Below are 15,080 nucleotides of genomic sequence, written 5' to 3'. Positions count from 1 at the left end.
ACGAACCACACGTGTTATCCGTCCAAATGCGCGTGTTCTTTGCGTCGTGAAGCGATGAAGCGTCCGCTCAGATCCAGGACGGCAGAATCATATGCCAGCGCCAGAAATCATAGGGCACCGGCTCGCCGGTCCAGATCGGCCACCATAGGATCGCGAACACCACCGAGGCGAGTACGACGCAGGCCGTCAAGACGACGCCCTCGACGTGCAGACGCCACGCGGGCACGCCCGTCCACTCCTGTGACAGCCGCAGTCGTGTGGGCTGTGTGCCGAAACCGAGGTAGGCCGCCAACGCGCCCCGGGGATGCGGCCGGTCCTCGCCCAGGTACCCCAGCCGCAGCATCCGGTCCTCGTACTCCGCCTCGCGCGATCCGGGAACGGGAGCGAGCGCGCCCATCGCCGAGCCGAGAGACAGGACCAGTACCAGCACGACGAACGGCACGAAGGCCACAGTGTAGAACGTGAAAATCGTGCGTTTTCCGTACAGGAACCACGGCAGGTAGAGGCCCGCATAGCCGACGAGCGCCACCCACACCCGCCAATCGCGGTTCTTGACCGCCAGGACGGCGACCGCGAAGACGAGGGCGACGAGCGCCGACCACCAGATAGGGATATTACCGATGGAGGTGATGGCCGCAACGCAGCGGTCGGAGCCGCAATCCCGTCCGCCGAGCTCTTCGGCACTGGGCCAGTAGAACGACGTCGGCCGCCACTGCACGAGCCAGCCGATCGGCTTGGACATGTACTGGTGGGGCGAATTCAGCTTCACGTGGAAGCCGTAGGCGACCTGGTGGTATTCCAGCAAATCGTTGAGAGAATCGGGCAACCACGAGCGCGTCACAGTGCCGTTGGTCAACCGCTCACTGGCGGCCCACCCGTGCTTGTACGCGTCCGCGTGAAGGAACCACGACCACCAGCCGGCCACGTACACGACCAGGGCGGTCGGGACCAGGCGCAGAAAATCGCCGAAGCTGCGCGCGATAAGGCCCTCAAGGAGCCATGCCCTGGCCTCCACGCGCTGCAGTGCCAGCGTATCCCAGACGACCACGAGGACCCCGACCGCCGCCAGCAGGTAGAGGCCGGACCACTTGATCGAACAGGTCAGGCCCGCGGCGATCCCTGCGGCCAGCAGCCACGGGCGCAGATGCGCGCGCGGCGCCAGATGTCCGATGGCGGTGCCCGACAAGTCGCGGGCGAGCCGGGCGCGCGACCACTCCCGATCCCGCACGACGAAGTAGACGGTCAGGGTTGCGAAGAAACCGATGAAGATGTCGAGGAGTCCGATGCGGGACTCGGTGATGGCCGTACCGTCGATAGCGAGCAGGAGCCCGGCGAGCCCGGCCAGGAGGGGCGAGCGGGTCAGACGCATGGTCAGCCTGGTCAGCAGCACGACGGTGGCCACGCCCGCCAGGGCGGGCATGAATCTCCAACCGAATGAGGAGTCCGCCCCGAACAGTTCCATGCCCGCCCCGATGATCCACTTGCCGAGCTGAGGGTGCACCACGAAGGACGGCTCCGACGTGAGCCCCGAGAAGTCGCCGTGCGCGAATAGGGGATCGGAGTCCTTGGACCATGTCGACTCGTAGCCGTTGTGCCACAAGGCGTAGGCGTCCTTGACGTAGTAGATCTCGTCGAACATGAGCGAATGCGGGTGGCCCAGCCCGATGAAACGGGTCAGCACGGCGATGACCCCGGTCACCGCTGTGACGATCCACCCGTTGAGGCGGACCGAGACGGGCAGGACCCACCCCACCGGGTCCAGGCCGAGTATTGAGCGCAGCTGGTCCTCCGACCGGGTGGACCGCGCGCTCCGGACGTCGTCCTCCTGCTGCACGGCCGTACGGAGCGGACCGTAGGGGCTCGCCTCGTAGGGGCCCGACGTGTCGAAGGGGCCCGTCCCTCGCGGGTCGGCCCATTGGGTGGAGGACTGCGTCTCCTGAGCCGGGGCAGCGGGATCTCCCTCGACGGGATCGTCGGCGGGTCGCGGGTCGCTGGCAGAGGCGCCCGAGGCGTCATCAGGCGAAGGAACGCTGCGTGAGATCACGGCCGCGAGTCTAAACGGGCCACCATACTGGAACCATGAGTGACACCACCCCGGCGTTGCCGGACGCGCAGCCGGCCCCGCCCGACACCGACGTGCCGAGCCGCGGCGCCATCACCCTGGCGGCCACTCCCATCGGAAACGCCGGGGACGCCTCCGCACGACTGCGGGCGGGGCTCGCGCACGCCGACGTCGTCGCCGCGGAGGACACTCGGCGGGCCCTCGCGCTCGCTCAGCGGCTGGGCGTACGCGTGGGCGGGCGCCTGCTCGCCCTCCACGAGCACAACGAGCGGGACAGGGCGGTCGAGCTCATCCGAGAGGCGCGCTCGGGACGCAGCGTCCTCGTCATCTCCGACGCCGGTATGCCCTCGGTGTCCGATCCCGGCTACAGGCTCGTCGTCGCCGCCGCCGATGAGGGCGTGCCCGTGACCGTCGCGCCCGGTCCCTCCGCGGTGCTCGCCGCGCTCGCCGTCTCGGGGCTGGCCAGTGATCGCTTCACCTTCGAGGGCTTCCCGCCCCGCAGGCGCGGTGAACGGCACCGCGCCCTGACCGCCCTGGCCGCCGAGCGGCGCACCATGATCTTCTTCGAATCCCCGCGCCGCACTCGCGACACCCTGGACGCCATGGTGCGGGCCTTCGGGGCCCGACGTCGGGCGGCGCTGTGCCGAGAGCTGACCAAGACTCACGAGCAGGTGCGGCGGGCGACCCTGGGCGAACTCGTCGAGGCGACCGCCGAGGCGGTCCTGGGAGAAGTCGTTATCGTCGTCGCCGGGGCCCCGGCCCTCGCCGCCGACTCGCATTCGGCCGCCCGGGAGGCTCTGGAACTGGCCGACGGCGGAATGAGGCTGAAGTCGGCCGCCGGATGGACGGCTCAACGGGCTGGACTGCGCCCCAACGAGGTGTACCGGGCCGCCCTCGCCCTGCGGGAGACGGATCCGACCGCGGGAGGTGAGCACGCCGTCCCGGAAGATTCTGCGGAAAGCCCTGCGGGCGATCTTGGACATGACCGCCACCTCCGCTAAGGTGGTGTCATGACAGAGAGCAGTGCCATAGATCCTGCACCGACCGTCCGCGCTCTGATCGTCGTCGATGTTCAACCGACCTTCTGCGAGGGCGGTGCGCTCGCCGTCGCCGGCGGCGACGCCGTCGCCGCGCGCGTCGCGGACTACGTGGCCGCCCACCGCGGCGATTACCGGATGGTGGTCACCACGCAGGACTGGCACATCGACCCCGGCTCGCACTTCTCGTCCGCACCGGACTTCATCGATACCTGGCCGCCTCACGGCGTCGCCGGAACCTCCGAAGCCGAGCTCCACCCCGCGCTGGCGGAGCTGAAACCGGATGCGCGCGTCAAGAAGGGGCAGTACGCCGCCGCTTATTCGGGGTTCGAGGGCGTTAGCGAGGACGGGACCGACCTCGATCATCTCCTGGCCGGCGCCGGTGTCACGGCTTTGGACGTGGTCGGGCTCGCCGAGTCGCACTGCGTCAAGGACACCGCCCTGGACGGCCTGCGTCGAGGCTACGCCGTGCGCGTGCTCACCGACCTGACCGAACCCGTGAGCCCCGAGCAGGGCGAGGCGGCCCGCGCCGCGTTGAGCGCCGCCGGTGCCGAGCTCATCACCTCGCGGGCGGCGAGCGCCTCCGGCGCCTGAACGCCGGTCAGTCGGGAGTGGTCGAGTGCGGCCGTCGGCCGCCGGAGCCGCGTGGCGGTGCCGGCCGGTAGATGACCCGCTGCGGCGGCAGGCCGTAGCCGTACGGGCTGGTCGGGGCCGGCGGCGGTGCCGCCCGCGAGGCGGAGAGGACGGGCGGAACCTGCCGCGACGGGCCGCCTGCGGCGTCGGGTCCGGCAGTCGGCGTGTGCCCGGGCGGGAGCGCACCGGTGCTTGGAGGGGGCGCCGAGCCCGCTGGACCGGCGGGGCCCGCGAGGGCGGATCGGGTGCGCTGCCGGAGCACCAGGAGCCAGCCGGCGCCCGCCAGGACGAGCAGGCCTCCGAGCGCCCCCGTCGTCAGTGCGCACGTGTACAAGAGGGTGGCGCGAGAGAATTCGGGGGAGATGTCGGCGATATCGACGGTGATCTCACCGGTTCCCGTGCAGGAGACGGTGTAAGTTCCGGCTCGTGCGGAGCGGAAGCCGAGCACCTGGCGGGAGGTGCGGGCGGAGTATCCGGTCGTGTCCGACAGTGTCAGCGCCTCGCCCGAGGGCGCCGTCACCTCGCAGCTCAGATTGTGGTCGTCGGAGAAGAGGCCGTACTGCGTGTTCTCCCGCAGGGTGACGCTCCGCCGGGTTCCGTCGCCGGTCACAGGTACGGCCGCGTTGGCTCTGGACGGGTTGGTGCGCAGGGCGAGGACGAGGACGGCCAGGGCGATCAGCAGCAGCGAGGCGCCTAGACGGATGGTGATCCGTGGACGCCTCGAGCGGCGGCGCAGACCGGCCCAGGTGGTGACGATCGCGGAGCCCTGGGCGGGCGGCCGGTTCCACGCCGTCATGGGCGCCCGGCCCCCATGACCGTCCTCACGCTCCGGGCCACTGCCCGGCCCCCGTGTAGCCGGACGAGATCTGCCCCTGGAGAGCCTTCTTGTTGCCCGAGCTGCGCACGCCCAGCCACACGCCGCCGGCGATGAGCAGAGCCACGCCGACGACGCCGAGGGCGATGCCGATCAGGACGCCGGCGACGGTGCCCACCACGCCGCCCATCGAGATGGCGTTGCCGACGTAGACGTCCTGGACGCCGGAGGTGGTGCAGGAGATCGTGTGGTCGCCCGACGCGGTCGTCGTGAAGTGGCCGAACATGGTCTTGTTGTTCAGGGTGGTGGACGTGTCCGACGACGGGGGGCTGACCTGGACGTTGCTGCCGTCGGGCCCGGTCACGTTGCACGTCGAGGAGCCGTTGCCGTACAGCCCGTAGTCGGAGTCGGCCTTCAGCGACGCGGTCGAGGTGCCGGTCGGGGCGATCTGAGCCATGGAGTTGGTGGCATTGACCATGGGGACCGCCGAGACCGCGAGGACGATGGCCGCCACGACGGCCACGACGGCGCCGGCGGCGAGCAGGATGGCCGGGGGCTTGCGGCTCTTGACCGTGGGGCCGGCGGCGGGCTGGGGGGCGCCGTAGCCGTAGGGATCCGGCTGCGGCGGCATCGAAAAAGCGCCGGCGGGCGCGTACGGGTCGGGCTGGGGCATCGTCGGACCCGCTGCGGGAGCGCCGTAGCCGTCGGCCTGCGGGGCCGAGCCCGCGCCCGCGGGCTGCTGCGGATCGGCGGGGTAGGGTGATCCGGAGGGCGGGGGATAGGACATTGGAGAACTCCTCGACGCGGAAGGGGCGGCCCGGCAGTGGCGACCCGGATCCCTCTACCATACGGGTCGTGGACCCGCTGGTACCATACGGGTCGTGGACCCGCTGGTCACGGGGGACCGGATAGGCTTACGGTCATGAGCCACATCCTGTCCTCGGTCGCCTGGCCTTACGCCAACGGCCCGCGCCACATCGGTCACGTCGCCGGCTTCGGTGTCCCCTCCGACGTCTTCTCGCGCTACATGCGCATGGCGGGCCACGACGTCCTCATGGTCTCGGGCACCGACGAGCACGGCACCCCCATCCTCGTGGCCGCCGACGAGGAGGGCGTGAGCGCCCGCGAGCTCGCCGACCGCAACAACAGGGCCATTGTCGAGGACCTCGTCGCGCTCGGTCTGTCCTACGATCTGTTCACCCGGACCACGGCCGGCAACCACTACCGCGTCGTGCAGGACATGTTCCGCACCGTGCGTGACAACGGCTACATGGTCCAGGAGATCACCCGCTCCGCGATCAGCCCGTCGACCGGCCGCACCCTGCCCGACCGCTACATCGAGGGCATCTGCCCGATCTGCGGGACGCCGGGGGCGCGCGGCGACCAGTGCGACACCTGCGGCAACCAGCTCGACCCCACCGACCTCGTCAATCCCCGTTCACGCATCAACGGCGAGATCCCTGAGTTCGTGGAGTCCACCCACTGGTTCCTCGATCTGCCCGCGCTCGCCACCGCGCTGGGGGCCTGGCTCGATGAGCGCGAGGCCTCCGGCACTTGGCGGCCCAACGTCATCAGGTTCTCCCAGAACATTCTCAGAGAGATCAGACCGCGCGCCATGACGCGCGACATCGACTGGGGCATCCCCGTCCCCGGCTGGGAGGACCAGCCCACCAAGCGCCTGTACGTGTGGTTCGATGCCGTCATCGGGTACCTGTCGGCCTCCATCGAATGGGCGCGGCGCACCGGAGACCCGCAGGCCTGGCGGGCCTGGTGGAACGAGCCCGACGCCCTGTCCTACTACTTCATGGGCAAGGACAACATCGTCTTCCACTCCCAGATCTGGCCCGCCGAGCTCCTGGGCTACAACGGGCAGGGGGACAGGGGCGGGGCACCCGGGGATCTGGGTGCTCTCAACCTGCCCACCGAGGTGGTCTCCAGCGAGTTCCTCACGATGGAGGGCAAGAAGTTCTCCTCCTCGCACGGCATCGTCATCTACGTGCGCGACTTCCTCACCCGCTACCAGGCTGACGCCCTGCGCTACTTCATCTGCGCCGCCGGCCCCGAGACCGCCGACGCCGACTTCACATGGGCGGAGTTCGTTCGCCGCACCAATGGCGAGCTCGTCGCCGGCTGGGGGAACCTGGTCAACCGCACCGCCACCATGATTCACAAGCGCTTCGGCGAGATCCCGCGGCCCGCCGAGCTTCACGACGTCGACCGTGCGCTTCTGGACGCCGTCGAGGCCGGTTTCGTCGACGTGGGCGGCCTCATCGCCCGCCACCGGCAGAAGGCCGCCCTCGCGGAGGTCATGCGGCTGGTGGGCGAGGCCAACAAGTACATCGCCGACACCGAGCCCTTCAAGCTCAAGAGCGAGGAGGACGACCCGGCCCGGCGGCGCCTGTCGACGATCCTGCACACCCTGGCCCAGGTGGTGGTCGATCTCAACCTCATGCTCTCGCCCTTCCTGCCGCATGCGGCCAACGACGTCGACCGCGTCATGGGCGGGGCCGGCGACGTCGCCCCGATGCCCGAGATCCGTGAGGTCGATGAGCTCGACCCCGAGGTCCTGCCCGAGGCCTTCGCCGGGCGCACCGGCTACCCGATCATCACCGGCGACTACACCGCCGCCCCCGCCTGGGGGCGCCGCGAGGTCGTCGTCGGGACGCCGGTGGCCAAGCCGTCCCCCGTCTTCGTCAAGCTCGACGAATCGATCGTGGACGAGGAGCTCTCGCGCTACGCCGACCAGCTGCCCTGCCGGTGAGATCGGCGCGGCGCGTTCGCTGAGGAGTGAGGCATGAGCCGCAGGAGGCGCGACCGCTCGTGGCCGCCCGCCGGCGCTGTCGCCCCGCTGGCGACACCGGTCACCGACAATCACACGCATCTGCCCGTGCCCGGTCTGCCGGTCGAGGGGCCCGGGGCCGAGGCGCCGCTGAGCGCGGCCGAGCTCGTCTCGCGCGCCGCCGATGCCGGCGTGAGAAGCATCATCACTTCGGCCTGCCAGACTCCCGCCTGGGAGGGCAGCATCGGCCTCGCCCGCACGCTGCCGGGCGTGCGCGTGGCGCTGGCCGTCCACCCCAATGAGGCCGTCGCGCACGCCGGGGTGCGCGAGGTCGGGCCCGACGGCCTGACCCCCGTCCGCGAGCCGTACCACGACGAGCCCCTCGATCTGGCTCTGGCCCGCCTCGAGCGCCTTGTGCGCGACAGTCGCGACGTCGTCGTGGCCGTGGGCGAGACCGGCCTCGACCTGTTCCGCACGGGCGCGTGCGGGGCCGCCGTCCAGCGTGCGGCCTTCCGCGACCACGTCGCCCTGGCCAAGGAGACGGGCCTGCCGCTCCAGATCCATGACCGGGACGCCCATGCCGAGTGCGTCGAGGTGCTGGAGGCCGACGGCGCCCCCGAGCGCACCGTCTTCCACTGCTTCAGCGGCGGGGAGGGCCTCGCCCGCGCCTGCGCCGACCACGGCTGGTACGCCTCGGTGGCCGGGCCCGTGACCTACCCGGCCAACGATGCTCTGCGCGCGGCCCTGGCGCACGTCCCCGACGAGCTGCTACTCGTGGAGACCGACGCCCCCTACCTCCCGCCCGCTCCGTGGCGGGGGCGGCCCAACGCCTCCTACCTCATGGGGGAGACGGTGCGCTTCCTCGCCGAGCAGCGGGGCCTGACGGAGGATGAGACGTGCGTCCTCTTAGCACGGAACACCGAGATGGTCTATGGGGCGGAATCCCCGCAGGTGTGACATTTGGCATTGCCCAGTCGACGGATTGTCCGCTAGCGTGCTGGGCAGATCGCCAACCGTTAGGAAGTTACCGTGGGTCGACACTCCCAGACCAGCTCATGGAGCACGACGCTCGTCGAGCTCGGGGCTCTGGCCTCCAAGAGCCTGCCCGGCGCCAACACAGGTACTCACGGCCGTCGCCGTGCTGATGGCGCGGCCAAGACGTCCGTGGCTCCCATGATGTACCGGGCCGGCGGGGTCGCCGCTGCCCTGTCGCTGGCAGTCTCCGGCGGCGCCTACGCCGCCACGCAGATGGGCGACAGCAACGTCAAGCCCCTGAGTGAGAGCCAGGCACGCATGGCCGCCATCGGCGCTCAGGGCGCCGATGTGACCACCACCGAGTCCGCGGGGATGGTCGTCGAGGGCCAGTCCGACTCCGTCTACACCGTCACCGAGGAGACCACCGAGGCCCACGGGAGCGTCGAGAAGGAGACCGACTCCCTGCCCGAGGGCGAGACCAGGGTCGAGACCGAGGGTGTCGACGGCGTCACTCGTACCACGTACGAGGTCACCGCCCAGGACGGTGCCGAGGTCTCGCGTGTGGCGCTGTCCAGCGTCGTGGTCACCGAGAAGGTCGACGAGGTCGTTCTGGTCGGTACCGGCTCCGCCTCGCAGCCCGCCTCAGCGAGCACCGGCGGCGGTGGCGGCGACACGGCGGCCGCCCCGGCGGATACCGGGGGCGGCTCATCGGAGGCCGCCGCTCCTGCGGCCAGCGCTTCCGGTGACGGCACCACCCCGGAGGGCGCCCAGTCCATCGCCCGCTCGCTCCTGGGCTCCCACGGCTGGGCGGACAGCGAGTTCTCCTGCCTGCAGAGCCTGTGGAACAAGGAGTCCGGCTGGAACTACCAGGCGCAGAACGCCTCCTCCGGTGCCTTCGGCATCCCCCAGGCCCTGCCCGGCTCCAAGATGAGTTCGGTGTCCGCCGACTGGGCCACCAACCCCACCGCGCAGATCACATGGGGCATGCAGTACATCGAGGGGCGTTACGGCACCCCGTGCAGTGCCTGGGCCCACTCCCAGTCCGTCGGCTGGTACTGATCCGTCACACGCCCGTCTTGCGGGACCGGAGGTATGCGCCGTCGCATCGGTGGTGCCCGTTACGCTGGACCCATGGCCCAGACCCCCGACGCGATCGACGTCGCCTCCGCCTCCGGCGCGCGGACACGCGATCGGTCCGCCCCGCGTCCGGTCGAGCAGGCGGACGCCGGCGCTCGCCTGCTCGGGCCCGGTGATGTTCGGGGTCTGGCCACAGCGCTCGGCATCCGTCCCACCAGGCTCCTCGGGCAGAACTTCGTCCAGGATCCCGGCACTGTGCGCCGCATCGTGCACTCGGCGGGCGTGCTCTTCGGGGAGAGCGTGCTGGAGGTCGGCCCGGGGCTCGGGTCTCTGACTCTGGCGCTCCTGGAGGCCGGGGCCCGCGTCACCGCCGTCGAGGTCGATCCGGTCCTAGCCCGTGCCCTGCCCGTCACCGTCGCCGATCGCGCGCCGGGGGCCGTCGGCCGACTCCGCGTCGTCCTCGCCGACGCCCTGACCATCGATGCGCCGGCCGCGCTGGGTATGCCGGAGAATGCCCCCGCCCCGACCCGGCTGGTGGCGAACCTGCCCTACAACATCGCCGTACCGGTGCTCCTGACCCTGTTCGCCGCCCTGCCGGATCTGGGGAGCGCCACCGTCATGGTCCAGGCGGAGGTCGCCGACCGCCTCACCGCCGCGCCCGGCTCGCGGACCTACGGCGTCCCCAGCGTCAAGACCGCCTGGTACGCGGCCGCCCGCCGTACGATCACCATCGGCCGCACGGTCTTCTGGCCCGCGCCCAACGTCGATTCCGCCCTGGTCGAACTCTCCCGCCGTCGACCGCCCGCCACCAGCGCCAGTCGCAGCCAGGTCTTCGCCGTTGTCGATGCCGCCTTCGCCCAGCGCCGCAAGACCCTGCGCAAGGCGCTCGCCCCCCTGGCCGGCGGCCCGCGAGCCGCCGAGGACGCCGCCCGCGCCGCCGGCATCGACCCGTCGCTGCGCGGCGAGAAGCTCGACGTCGCCGCTTTCGCGGCCCTGGCCGAGACCCTCGCGGCCACCGGCTCCCTGCCCGCCCCCACTGCACAGGAGAACCGATGAACCACCTGAGAGCCGTTCCCGGCGCCGATCCGCGCGCACCGCTACCGCCCCGGCCCGGCTCCGCCACGACCGTGAGGGTCGAGGCGCCCGGGAAGATCAACCTGTTCCTGTCCGTCGGCGCCCCCGGCCCCGATGGCTACCACCCGCTGACCACCGTTTTCCAGGCGGTGCGGCTCATCGAGACGGTCACCGCCCGCAGCCAGTCCCGCCTCGAGCGGGGCCGTATCACGCTGCGCCTTGAGGAGGCCGATGCCCGTGTGCCCGCCGACGGCGCCAACCTCGCCGTGCGCGCGGCGCGCCTGCTGGCGGAGGCGACCGGCGTGGATGAGGGCGTCGACCTGATCGTGCGCAAGCGCGTGCCCGTGGCCGGTGGCATGGCCGGCGGATCCGCCGACGCCGCGGCGACGCTGACGGCGTGCAACGCCCTGTGGGGCACCGGCCTCGGACCCGAGGACCTGCAGGCACTGGCGGCCCGCCTCGGCGCCGACGTCCCCTTCCCGCTCCTGGGCGCCACCGCCGTCGGGCACGGACGCGGGGATCGCCTCACCCCGCTGATGACCCGGGGCCGGTACCTGTGGGTCCTCGCCCTCGCCTCGCGGGGCCTGCCCACGCCGGCGGTCTTCCGGCGCTTCGACGAACTCACCCCGCAGCCACCGGCCGCGCTCGCCGAGGCCTGCGAGGAGATGACCGCGGCCCTGCGCTGCGGGGACGCTCGGGCTCTGGCCGCCGGACTGCACAATGACCTCCAGGAGGCGGCGCTCTCGCTGCGCCCGGAGCTGGCCGACGTCATCGCGACCGCCGAACGCGCCGGGGCGCTGCGCGCCATCGTCTCCGGCTCGGGCCCGACGGTGGCCGCCCTCGTGCCCGACTCGGGCAGCGCCGCGTGCGTCGCCCGCGCGCTGGAGACCTCCGGTCCGGTGCGCGGCACCGTGAGAGTCGACGCCCCCGTGGCCGGGGCCCGGATGGTGGGCTGATGGCGCACCTACTGGGAGCCGAGTCCATTCGCATCGTGGTGGGCTCGCGTATCCTCCTGGACGACGTGACCCTCGGTATCGGCGACGGCAGCCGCGTGGGCGTCCTGGGGCCCAACGGCGCCGGCAAGTCGACTCTCCTGGCGGCGCTCGCGGGCGTCCGCGACGTCGATGGCGGTCGGGTCACCCGCTCCGGGGCCACCGGCGTTGTCATGCTCCCCCAGTCCGACGGATTCGATCCCGGCGCCACCGTGCGCACGGCCGTGCACGGCGATGCGCCCGAGTACGAGTGGGCCTCGCGGGCCCCGGTGCGGGACGTCCACGCCGGCCTGCTGGCGGACATCGACCTCGATGCCCGGGTCGGCACCCTCTCGGGCGGTCAGCGCCGGCGGGTCGCCCTGGCGGCGGTGCTGACCGCGGACGCCGACGTCGTCATCCTCGACGAACCCACCAACCACCTCGACATCGAGGGCGTGGACTGGCTCGCCCGCCACCTGAACACTCGTTTCGCGGCCCGACGACGCGCTGGCGCGCTGGTCACCGTCACCCACGACCGCTGGTTCCTCGACGCCGTGTGCGCCAACGTGTGGGAGGTCGTCCCCGGGGTCGACTCGGACGGCGGCCGCCCCCAGACGCCCGGGAGGGTCGAGGTCTACGACGGCGGTTACGCCGCCTACGTGTTGGCCCGAGCCGAGAGGGCCAGGCGGGCCGCTGCTGCCGCCGCCAAGCGCGAGAACCTTCTGCGCAAGGAACTCGCCTGGTTGCGCCGCGGGGCGCCGGCGCGCACCTCCAAGCCGCGTTTCCGCATCGACGCCGCCGAGGCCCTCATCGCCGATGAGCCGCCGCCGCGCGACGGCGTCGAGCTTCAGGCCATGGCCACCGCCCGCCTGGGCAAGAGGGTCATCGAACTGGAGGACGTCACCGTGCGCTACTCCGCTCCTCGCGCCCGGCGCAGTGCCGGACCCGCTGAGGACGCTGTGCCCGCGGCTCACGAGGCGGATGCGGCGGGTGTTGAGGGTACGGAGGTGCTGCGTCACGTGACCTGGCGTCTGGCGCCGGGCGAGCGCGTCGGCGTCGTCGGCGTCAACGGCGCCGGCAAGACCACCCTGCTGCGGCTGCTCGAGGGCGCCCTCGAGCCGACCCGGGGGCGCGTCGTGCGCGGGAAGACGGTCAGAGTCGCGACCCTGTCCCAGTCCACCCACGAGCTGGACGCCCTGGCCCACGTGCGGGTCGTCGAGGCGGTCGCCATGGTCGGCGAGCGGGTGAGCGCGGGCGGCAGGGAGCTGACCGCGGCCCAGCTCGTCGAACGCCTCGGCTTCACCCGCCAGCGCGCCTGGACTCGGGTGGGCGAGGTCTCCGGCGGTGAGCGCCGCCGCCTCCAGCTGCTGCGTCTGCTCATGACGGAGCCCAATGTGCTGCTCCTCGACGAGCCCACCAACGACCTGGACACCGACACGCTCGCCGCCGTCGAGGACATCCTCGACTCCTTCCCCGGCACCCTCGTCGTCGTCTCCCACGACCGCTACCTGCTCGAACGGGTCACCGACCACCAGGTCGCCCTTCTGGGCGACGGCGGCGTGCGCGACCTGCCCGGGGGAGTGGGGCAGTACCTCCGGCTGCGGCGCGATGCCGTGAAGGTCGACGACGCGGTCCGCGTGCGCGGCGGCGAGCCGGCCGGGCGCGGACCCGGCGGACCCGCGAGATCAGCCGGGTCAGCCGGGTCCGCGGACCCCGACGGCGACGCCCGGCCGGGTCTGAGCGGGGCCGATCGACGCCGAGCCCAGAAGAACCTGGCTCGCATCGAGCGCCGTCTCGACAGGGCCGGGCAGGCCGTCGACGCGCTGCACGGCCGTTTGGAGGCCGTCTCGGCCGATCCGACTCGTGCGGACGAGCTCGCCGGGCTCGGCAGGCAGCTCGCCGCCGCCCAGACCTCCCGCGCCGAGCTGGAGACGCAATGGCTGGAGGCGGCCGAGGTGTTGGAGCCATGAGTCGCCCATCCGCGCCCTCCGCCATCGTCCCCGGGATCGACCTGGTCAAGCCCGTCCTGGCGCTGCTGGTCATCTGGATCCACACCGCCCCCCTCGCCGGACCCGCCCCCACCGTCAACACCTACGTCACAGCCGGTGCGGCCCGCCTGGCGGTCCCCCTCTACCTGGCGATCTCCGGATACCTCCTCTTCCGCAGGATGAATCCTCCGGTGCGCCGCCAGATCCGGCGCCTCCTCGAGCTCTACCTCATCTGGGTGGTGCTCTATCTGCCCGTCATCGTCCACGACCAGCTGTCCGAGGGCCTCGAAGGGCCCGTCCACCTGGTTCGGCTCGTCCTCACCGGCGGGATGACGCATCTGTGGTATCTGCCGACCGCGGCCATCGGCATCGGCATCGTTGCCATCGGCCTGCGGGTGATGTCTCCGGGACGACTGCTCGTCGTCCTGGCCTGCCTCAGTGCCGTCGGAACGCTCGCCTACGGCGCTCAGGGGAGGGGGATGCTCTCCGGGGGCGGAGTCCAGGGACTCGTCGGCGGTCTTCTGACGGGACTCAACGATCTGTCCCTCGCACCGCGCGACGGTGTTTTCACCGGTGCGTGCTATGTGGCGGCCGGGGCGTGGGTCGCGCGCACCGGCGGGTGGCGGCCCCGGACGGCCGTCGTCGTTACCGCGGTGGCGTGGATCGGCATGCTCGGCGAGGTCTTCGTAAGACGTCGGGCCGCATTCGGAGCGGACCTGGCGGAGCCCGTGGCCACCTGCTCGCTGTGCGCGGTCGTTCTCGTCCCGGCCCTGCTGCGCCTGTTGGTGGCCCGCACCGCCCGGGCGCCGTTGCCCGGGCAGGTGACCGCCCGCCGCACGGGGAGCCTGGTGTACTTCGTCCACTACGGCGTGCTGACGGCCTTCGGCGCCGATATCGCGCACAGCGCCGGCCCGATCCGCTCACTGCTCATCGCGCTGGTCTCCTTCGCTCTGAGCGTCTGCCTGGTAGGCGCGTCCCGGGTGCGCGGGCTGGGTCTTCTCAAACGGCTCTACTGAGCGGGGACGCGCAGCGTCGGTCTGGGCTCCATGGCCCGCAGGCCGTTCCAGGCGAGGTTGACCATATGGGCGGCGACCTCCTCCTTGCTCATGGTCCGGTTTTCCAGCCACCACTGCGAGGGCATGGCCACGATTCCCACGAGCATCTGGGCGTACAGCGGCGCCGTGCGCGGGTCGATGCCGTGGTCGGAGAACTGCGAGGCCAGCAGTCCTGAGACCTGGATGGCGACGTCGGCCAGCAGCGTGGAGTACGTGCCCGAGGCCCGGTCGTTGCCGCTGGAGAGGATGCGGAAGCCGTCGGGGGAGTCCTCGATGTAGCTCAACAGGGCCAGGGCTGCGCGTTCGACGGTGACCGAGGCGGAGGACGACGAGCCGAGCGCCCGGGTGATCGTTGTCGAGATGGTGTTGAGTTCGCGGTCCACAATGACGGCGTACAGGCCCTCCTTGCCTCCGAAGTGCTCGTAGACCACGGGTTTGGAGACTTTCGCCCGGGCGGCGATCTCCTCGATACTCGTCCCGTCGAAACCTTTGGTGGCGAACAGGCCGCGCGCCACTTCGATGAGCTGTTCGCGACGCTCGCCCGCGCTCATGCGGGTGCGCTTGCTCTTGCTGACCATGGGCCAATCATGCCGTGCCGCGTGCGGGCAGTCGTCG

General features: G+C 71.5%; 13 protein-coding genes. 9 read left to right on the top strand and 4 right to left on the bottom strand.

Annotation, left to right across the window (positions count from 1 at the left end):
• Positions 1 to 67: 67 nt before the first annotated feature.
• On the bottom strand, positions 68 to 2,044 hold the full coding sequence (locus HMPREF9062_RS11885; protein ID WP_009750403.1) for a dolichyl-phosphate-mannose--protein mannosyltransferase: 1,977 nt from the start codon (positions 2,042 to 2,044) through the stop codon (positions 68 to 70).
• A 35-nt stretch (positions 2,045 to 2,079) separates the two neighbouring features.
• Here HMPREF9062_RS11885 and rsmI point away from each other — a divergent pair, with 35 nt between their 5' ends.
• Together rsmI and HMPREF9062_RS11875 are read left to right on the top strand one after the other, a co-directional pair.
• A complete protein-coding gene (rsmI, locus tag HMPREF9062_RS11880; RefSeq protein ID WP_009750402.1) occupies positions 2,080 to 3,063 on the top strand; it encodes a 16S rRNA (cytidine(1402)-2'-O)-methyltransferase in 984 nt (327 codons plus the stop codon).
• A gap of 9 nt (positions 3,064 to 3,072) precedes the next feature.
• Complete coding sequence (locus HMPREF9062_RS11875) at positions 3,073 to 3,693, top strand: isochorismatase family protein (protein ID WP_009750401.1); 621 nt, start codon at positions 3,073 to 3,075, stop codon at positions 3,691 to 3,693.
• 7 nt (positions 3,694 to 3,700) lie between these two features.
• Here the strand turns inward: HMPREF9062_RS11875 and HMPREF9062_RS11870 are convergent, their stop codons facing one another.
• Together HMPREF9062_RS11870 and HMPREF9062_RS11865 are read right to left on the bottom strand one after the other, a co-directional pair.
• Positions 3,701 to 4,528 carry a hypothetical protein gene (locus HMPREF9062_RS11870; RefSeq protein WP_009750400.1) on the bottom strand — a complete coding sequence of 276 codons (828 nt, stop codon included), beginning with the start codon at positions 4,526 to 4,528 and terminating at the stop codon, positions 3,701 to 3,703.
• A 25-nt stretch (positions 4,529 to 4,553) separates the two neighbouring features.
• Positions 4,554 to 5,333, bottom strand: coding sequence for a hypothetical protein (locus tag HMPREF9062_RS11865; RefSeq protein WP_050795292.1), 780 nt, complete (start codon positions 5,331 to 5,333; stop codon positions 4,554 to 4,556).
• Positions 5,334 to 5,468: 135 nt separating this feature from the next.
• On the opposite strand from HMPREF9062_RS11865, the gene metG reads away from it, so the two are divergent.
• From metG to HMPREF9062_RS12255, 7 genes are all read left to right on the top strand, one after another.
• The gene (gene metG / locus HMPREF9062_RS11860) at positions 5,469 to 7,307 is read left to right on the top strand and encodes a methionine--tRNA ligase (protein ID WP_009750398.1); all 1,839 of its coding nucleotides are present in this window, start codon (positions 5,469 to 5,471) and stop codon (positions 7,305 to 7,307) included.
• A gap of 33 nt (positions 7,308 to 7,340) precedes the next feature.
• Positions 7,341 to 8,282 (top strand): TatD family hydrolase, encoded by a 942-nt coding sequence (locus HMPREF9062_RS11855; protein ID WP_009750397.1) that lies wholly within the window; start codon positions 7,341 to 7,343, stop codon positions 8,280 to 8,282.
• Between the two features lie 72 nt (positions 8,283 to 8,354).
• The gene (locus HMPREF9062_RS11850) at positions 8,355 to 9,359 is read left to right on the top strand and encodes a G5 domain-containing protein (protein ID WP_009750396.1); all 1,005 of its coding nucleotides are present in this window, start codon (positions 8,355 to 8,357) and stop codon (positions 9,357 to 9,359) included.
• Between the two features lie 72 nt (positions 9,360 to 9,431).
• Entirely contained in the window at positions 9,432 to 10,433 is a 1,002-nt protein-coding gene (rsmA, locus tag HMPREF9062_RS11845; RefSeq protein WP_009750395.1) for a 16S rRNA (adenine(1518)-N(6)/adenine(1519)-N(6))-dimethyltransferase RsmA, read from the top strand.
• Positions 10,430 to 11,407 carry a 4-(cytidine 5'-diphospho)-2-C-methyl-D-erythritol kinase gene (locus HMPREF9062_RS11840; RefSeq protein WP_009750394.1) on the top strand — a complete coding sequence of 326 codons (978 nt, stop codon included), beginning with the start codon at positions 10,430 to 10,432 and terminating at the stop codon, positions 11,405 to 11,407. Before rsmA ends, HMPREF9062_RS11840 begins: the two co-directional genes overlap by 4 nt.
• A complete protein-coding gene (locus HMPREF9062_RS11835; RefSeq protein WP_009750393.1) occupies positions 11,407 to 13,392 on the top strand; it encodes an ABC-F family ATP-binding cassette domain-containing protein in 1,986 nt (661 codons plus the stop codon). Before HMPREF9062_RS11840 ends, HMPREF9062_RS11835 begins: the two co-directional genes overlap by 1 nt.
• Positions 13,389 to 14,426: an acyltransferase family protein gene (locus HMPREF9062_RS12255; RefSeq protein WP_009750392.1), complete on the top strand. Its 1,038-nt coding sequence runs from the start codon at positions 13,389 to 13,391 to the stop codon at positions 14,424 to 14,426. Before HMPREF9062_RS11835 ends, HMPREF9062_RS12255 begins: the two co-directional genes overlap by 4 nt.
• Here the strand turns inward: HMPREF9062_RS12255 and HMPREF9062_RS11825 are convergent.
• Positions 14,420 to 15,043, bottom strand: a complete 624-nt coding sequence (locus HMPREF9062_RS11825; protein ID WP_009750391.1) for a TetR/AcrR family transcriptional regulator — start codon at positions 15,041 to 15,043, stop codon at positions 14,420 to 14,422. The two genes, HMPREF9062_RS12255 and HMPREF9062_RS11825, sit on opposite strands and share 7 nt — an antisense overlap.
• Positions 15,044 to 15,080 lie beyond the last annotated feature (37 nt).

This window comes from Actinomyces sp. oral taxon 448 str. F0400 (assembly GCF_000220835.1).
GTDB lineage: Bacteria > Actinomycetota > Actinomycetes > Actinomycetales > Actinomycetaceae > Actinomyces.
This window is presented reverse-complemented; position numbering and strand designations above follow the sequence as displayed.

What these genes read in the sequence shown, in the direction of transcription:
- HMPREF9062_RS11835 (WP_009750393.1), top strand. Translation starts at nt 11,407, where the DNA reads ATGGCGCACCTACTGGGAGCCGAGTCCATTCGCATCGTGGTGGGCTCG.
- rsmA (WP_009750395.1), top strand. Translation starts at nt 9,432, where the DNA reads ATGGCCCAGACCCCCGACGCGATCGACGTCGCCTCCGCCTCCGGCGCG.
- HMPREF9062_RS11825 (WP_009750391.1), bottom strand. Translation starts at nt 15,043, where the DNA reads ATGGTCAGCAAGAGCAAGCGCACCCGCATGAGCGCGGGCGAGCGTCGC.
- HMPREF9062_RS11875 (WP_009750401.1), top strand. Translation starts at nt 3,073, where the DNA reads ATGACAGAGAGCAGTGCCATAGATCCTGCACCGACCGTCCGCGCTCTG.
- metG (WP_009750398.1), top strand. Translation starts at nt 5,469, where the DNA reads ATGAGCCACATCCTGTCCTCGGTCGCCTGGCCTTACGCCAACGGCCCG.
- HMPREF9062_RS11865 (WP_050795292.1), bottom strand. Translation starts at nt 5,333, where the DNA reads ATGTCCTATCCCCCGCCCTCCGGATCACCCTACCCCGCCGATCCGCAG.
- HMPREF9062_RS12255 (WP_009750392.1), top strand. Translation starts at nt 13,389, where the DNA reads ATGAGTCGCCCATCCGCGCCCTCCGCCATCGTCCCCGGGATCGACCTG.
- rsmI (WP_009750402.1), top strand. Translation starts at nt 2,080, where the DNA reads ATGAGTGACACCACCCCGGCGTTGCCGGACGCGCAGCCGGCCCCGCCC.
- HMPREF9062_RS11840 (WP_009750394.1), top strand. Translation starts at nt 10,430, where the DNA reads ATGAACCACCTGAGAGCCGTTCCCGGCGCCGATCCGCGCGCACCGCTA.
- HMPREF9062_RS11855 (WP_009750397.1), top strand. Translation starts at nt 7,341, where the DNA reads ATGAGCCGCAGGAGGCGCGACCGCTCGTGGCCGCCCGCCGGCGCTGTC.
- HMPREF9062_RS11870 (WP_009750400.1), bottom strand. Translation starts at nt 4,528, where the DNA reads ATGACGGCGTGGAACCGGCCGCCCGCCCAGGGCTCCGCGATCGTCACC.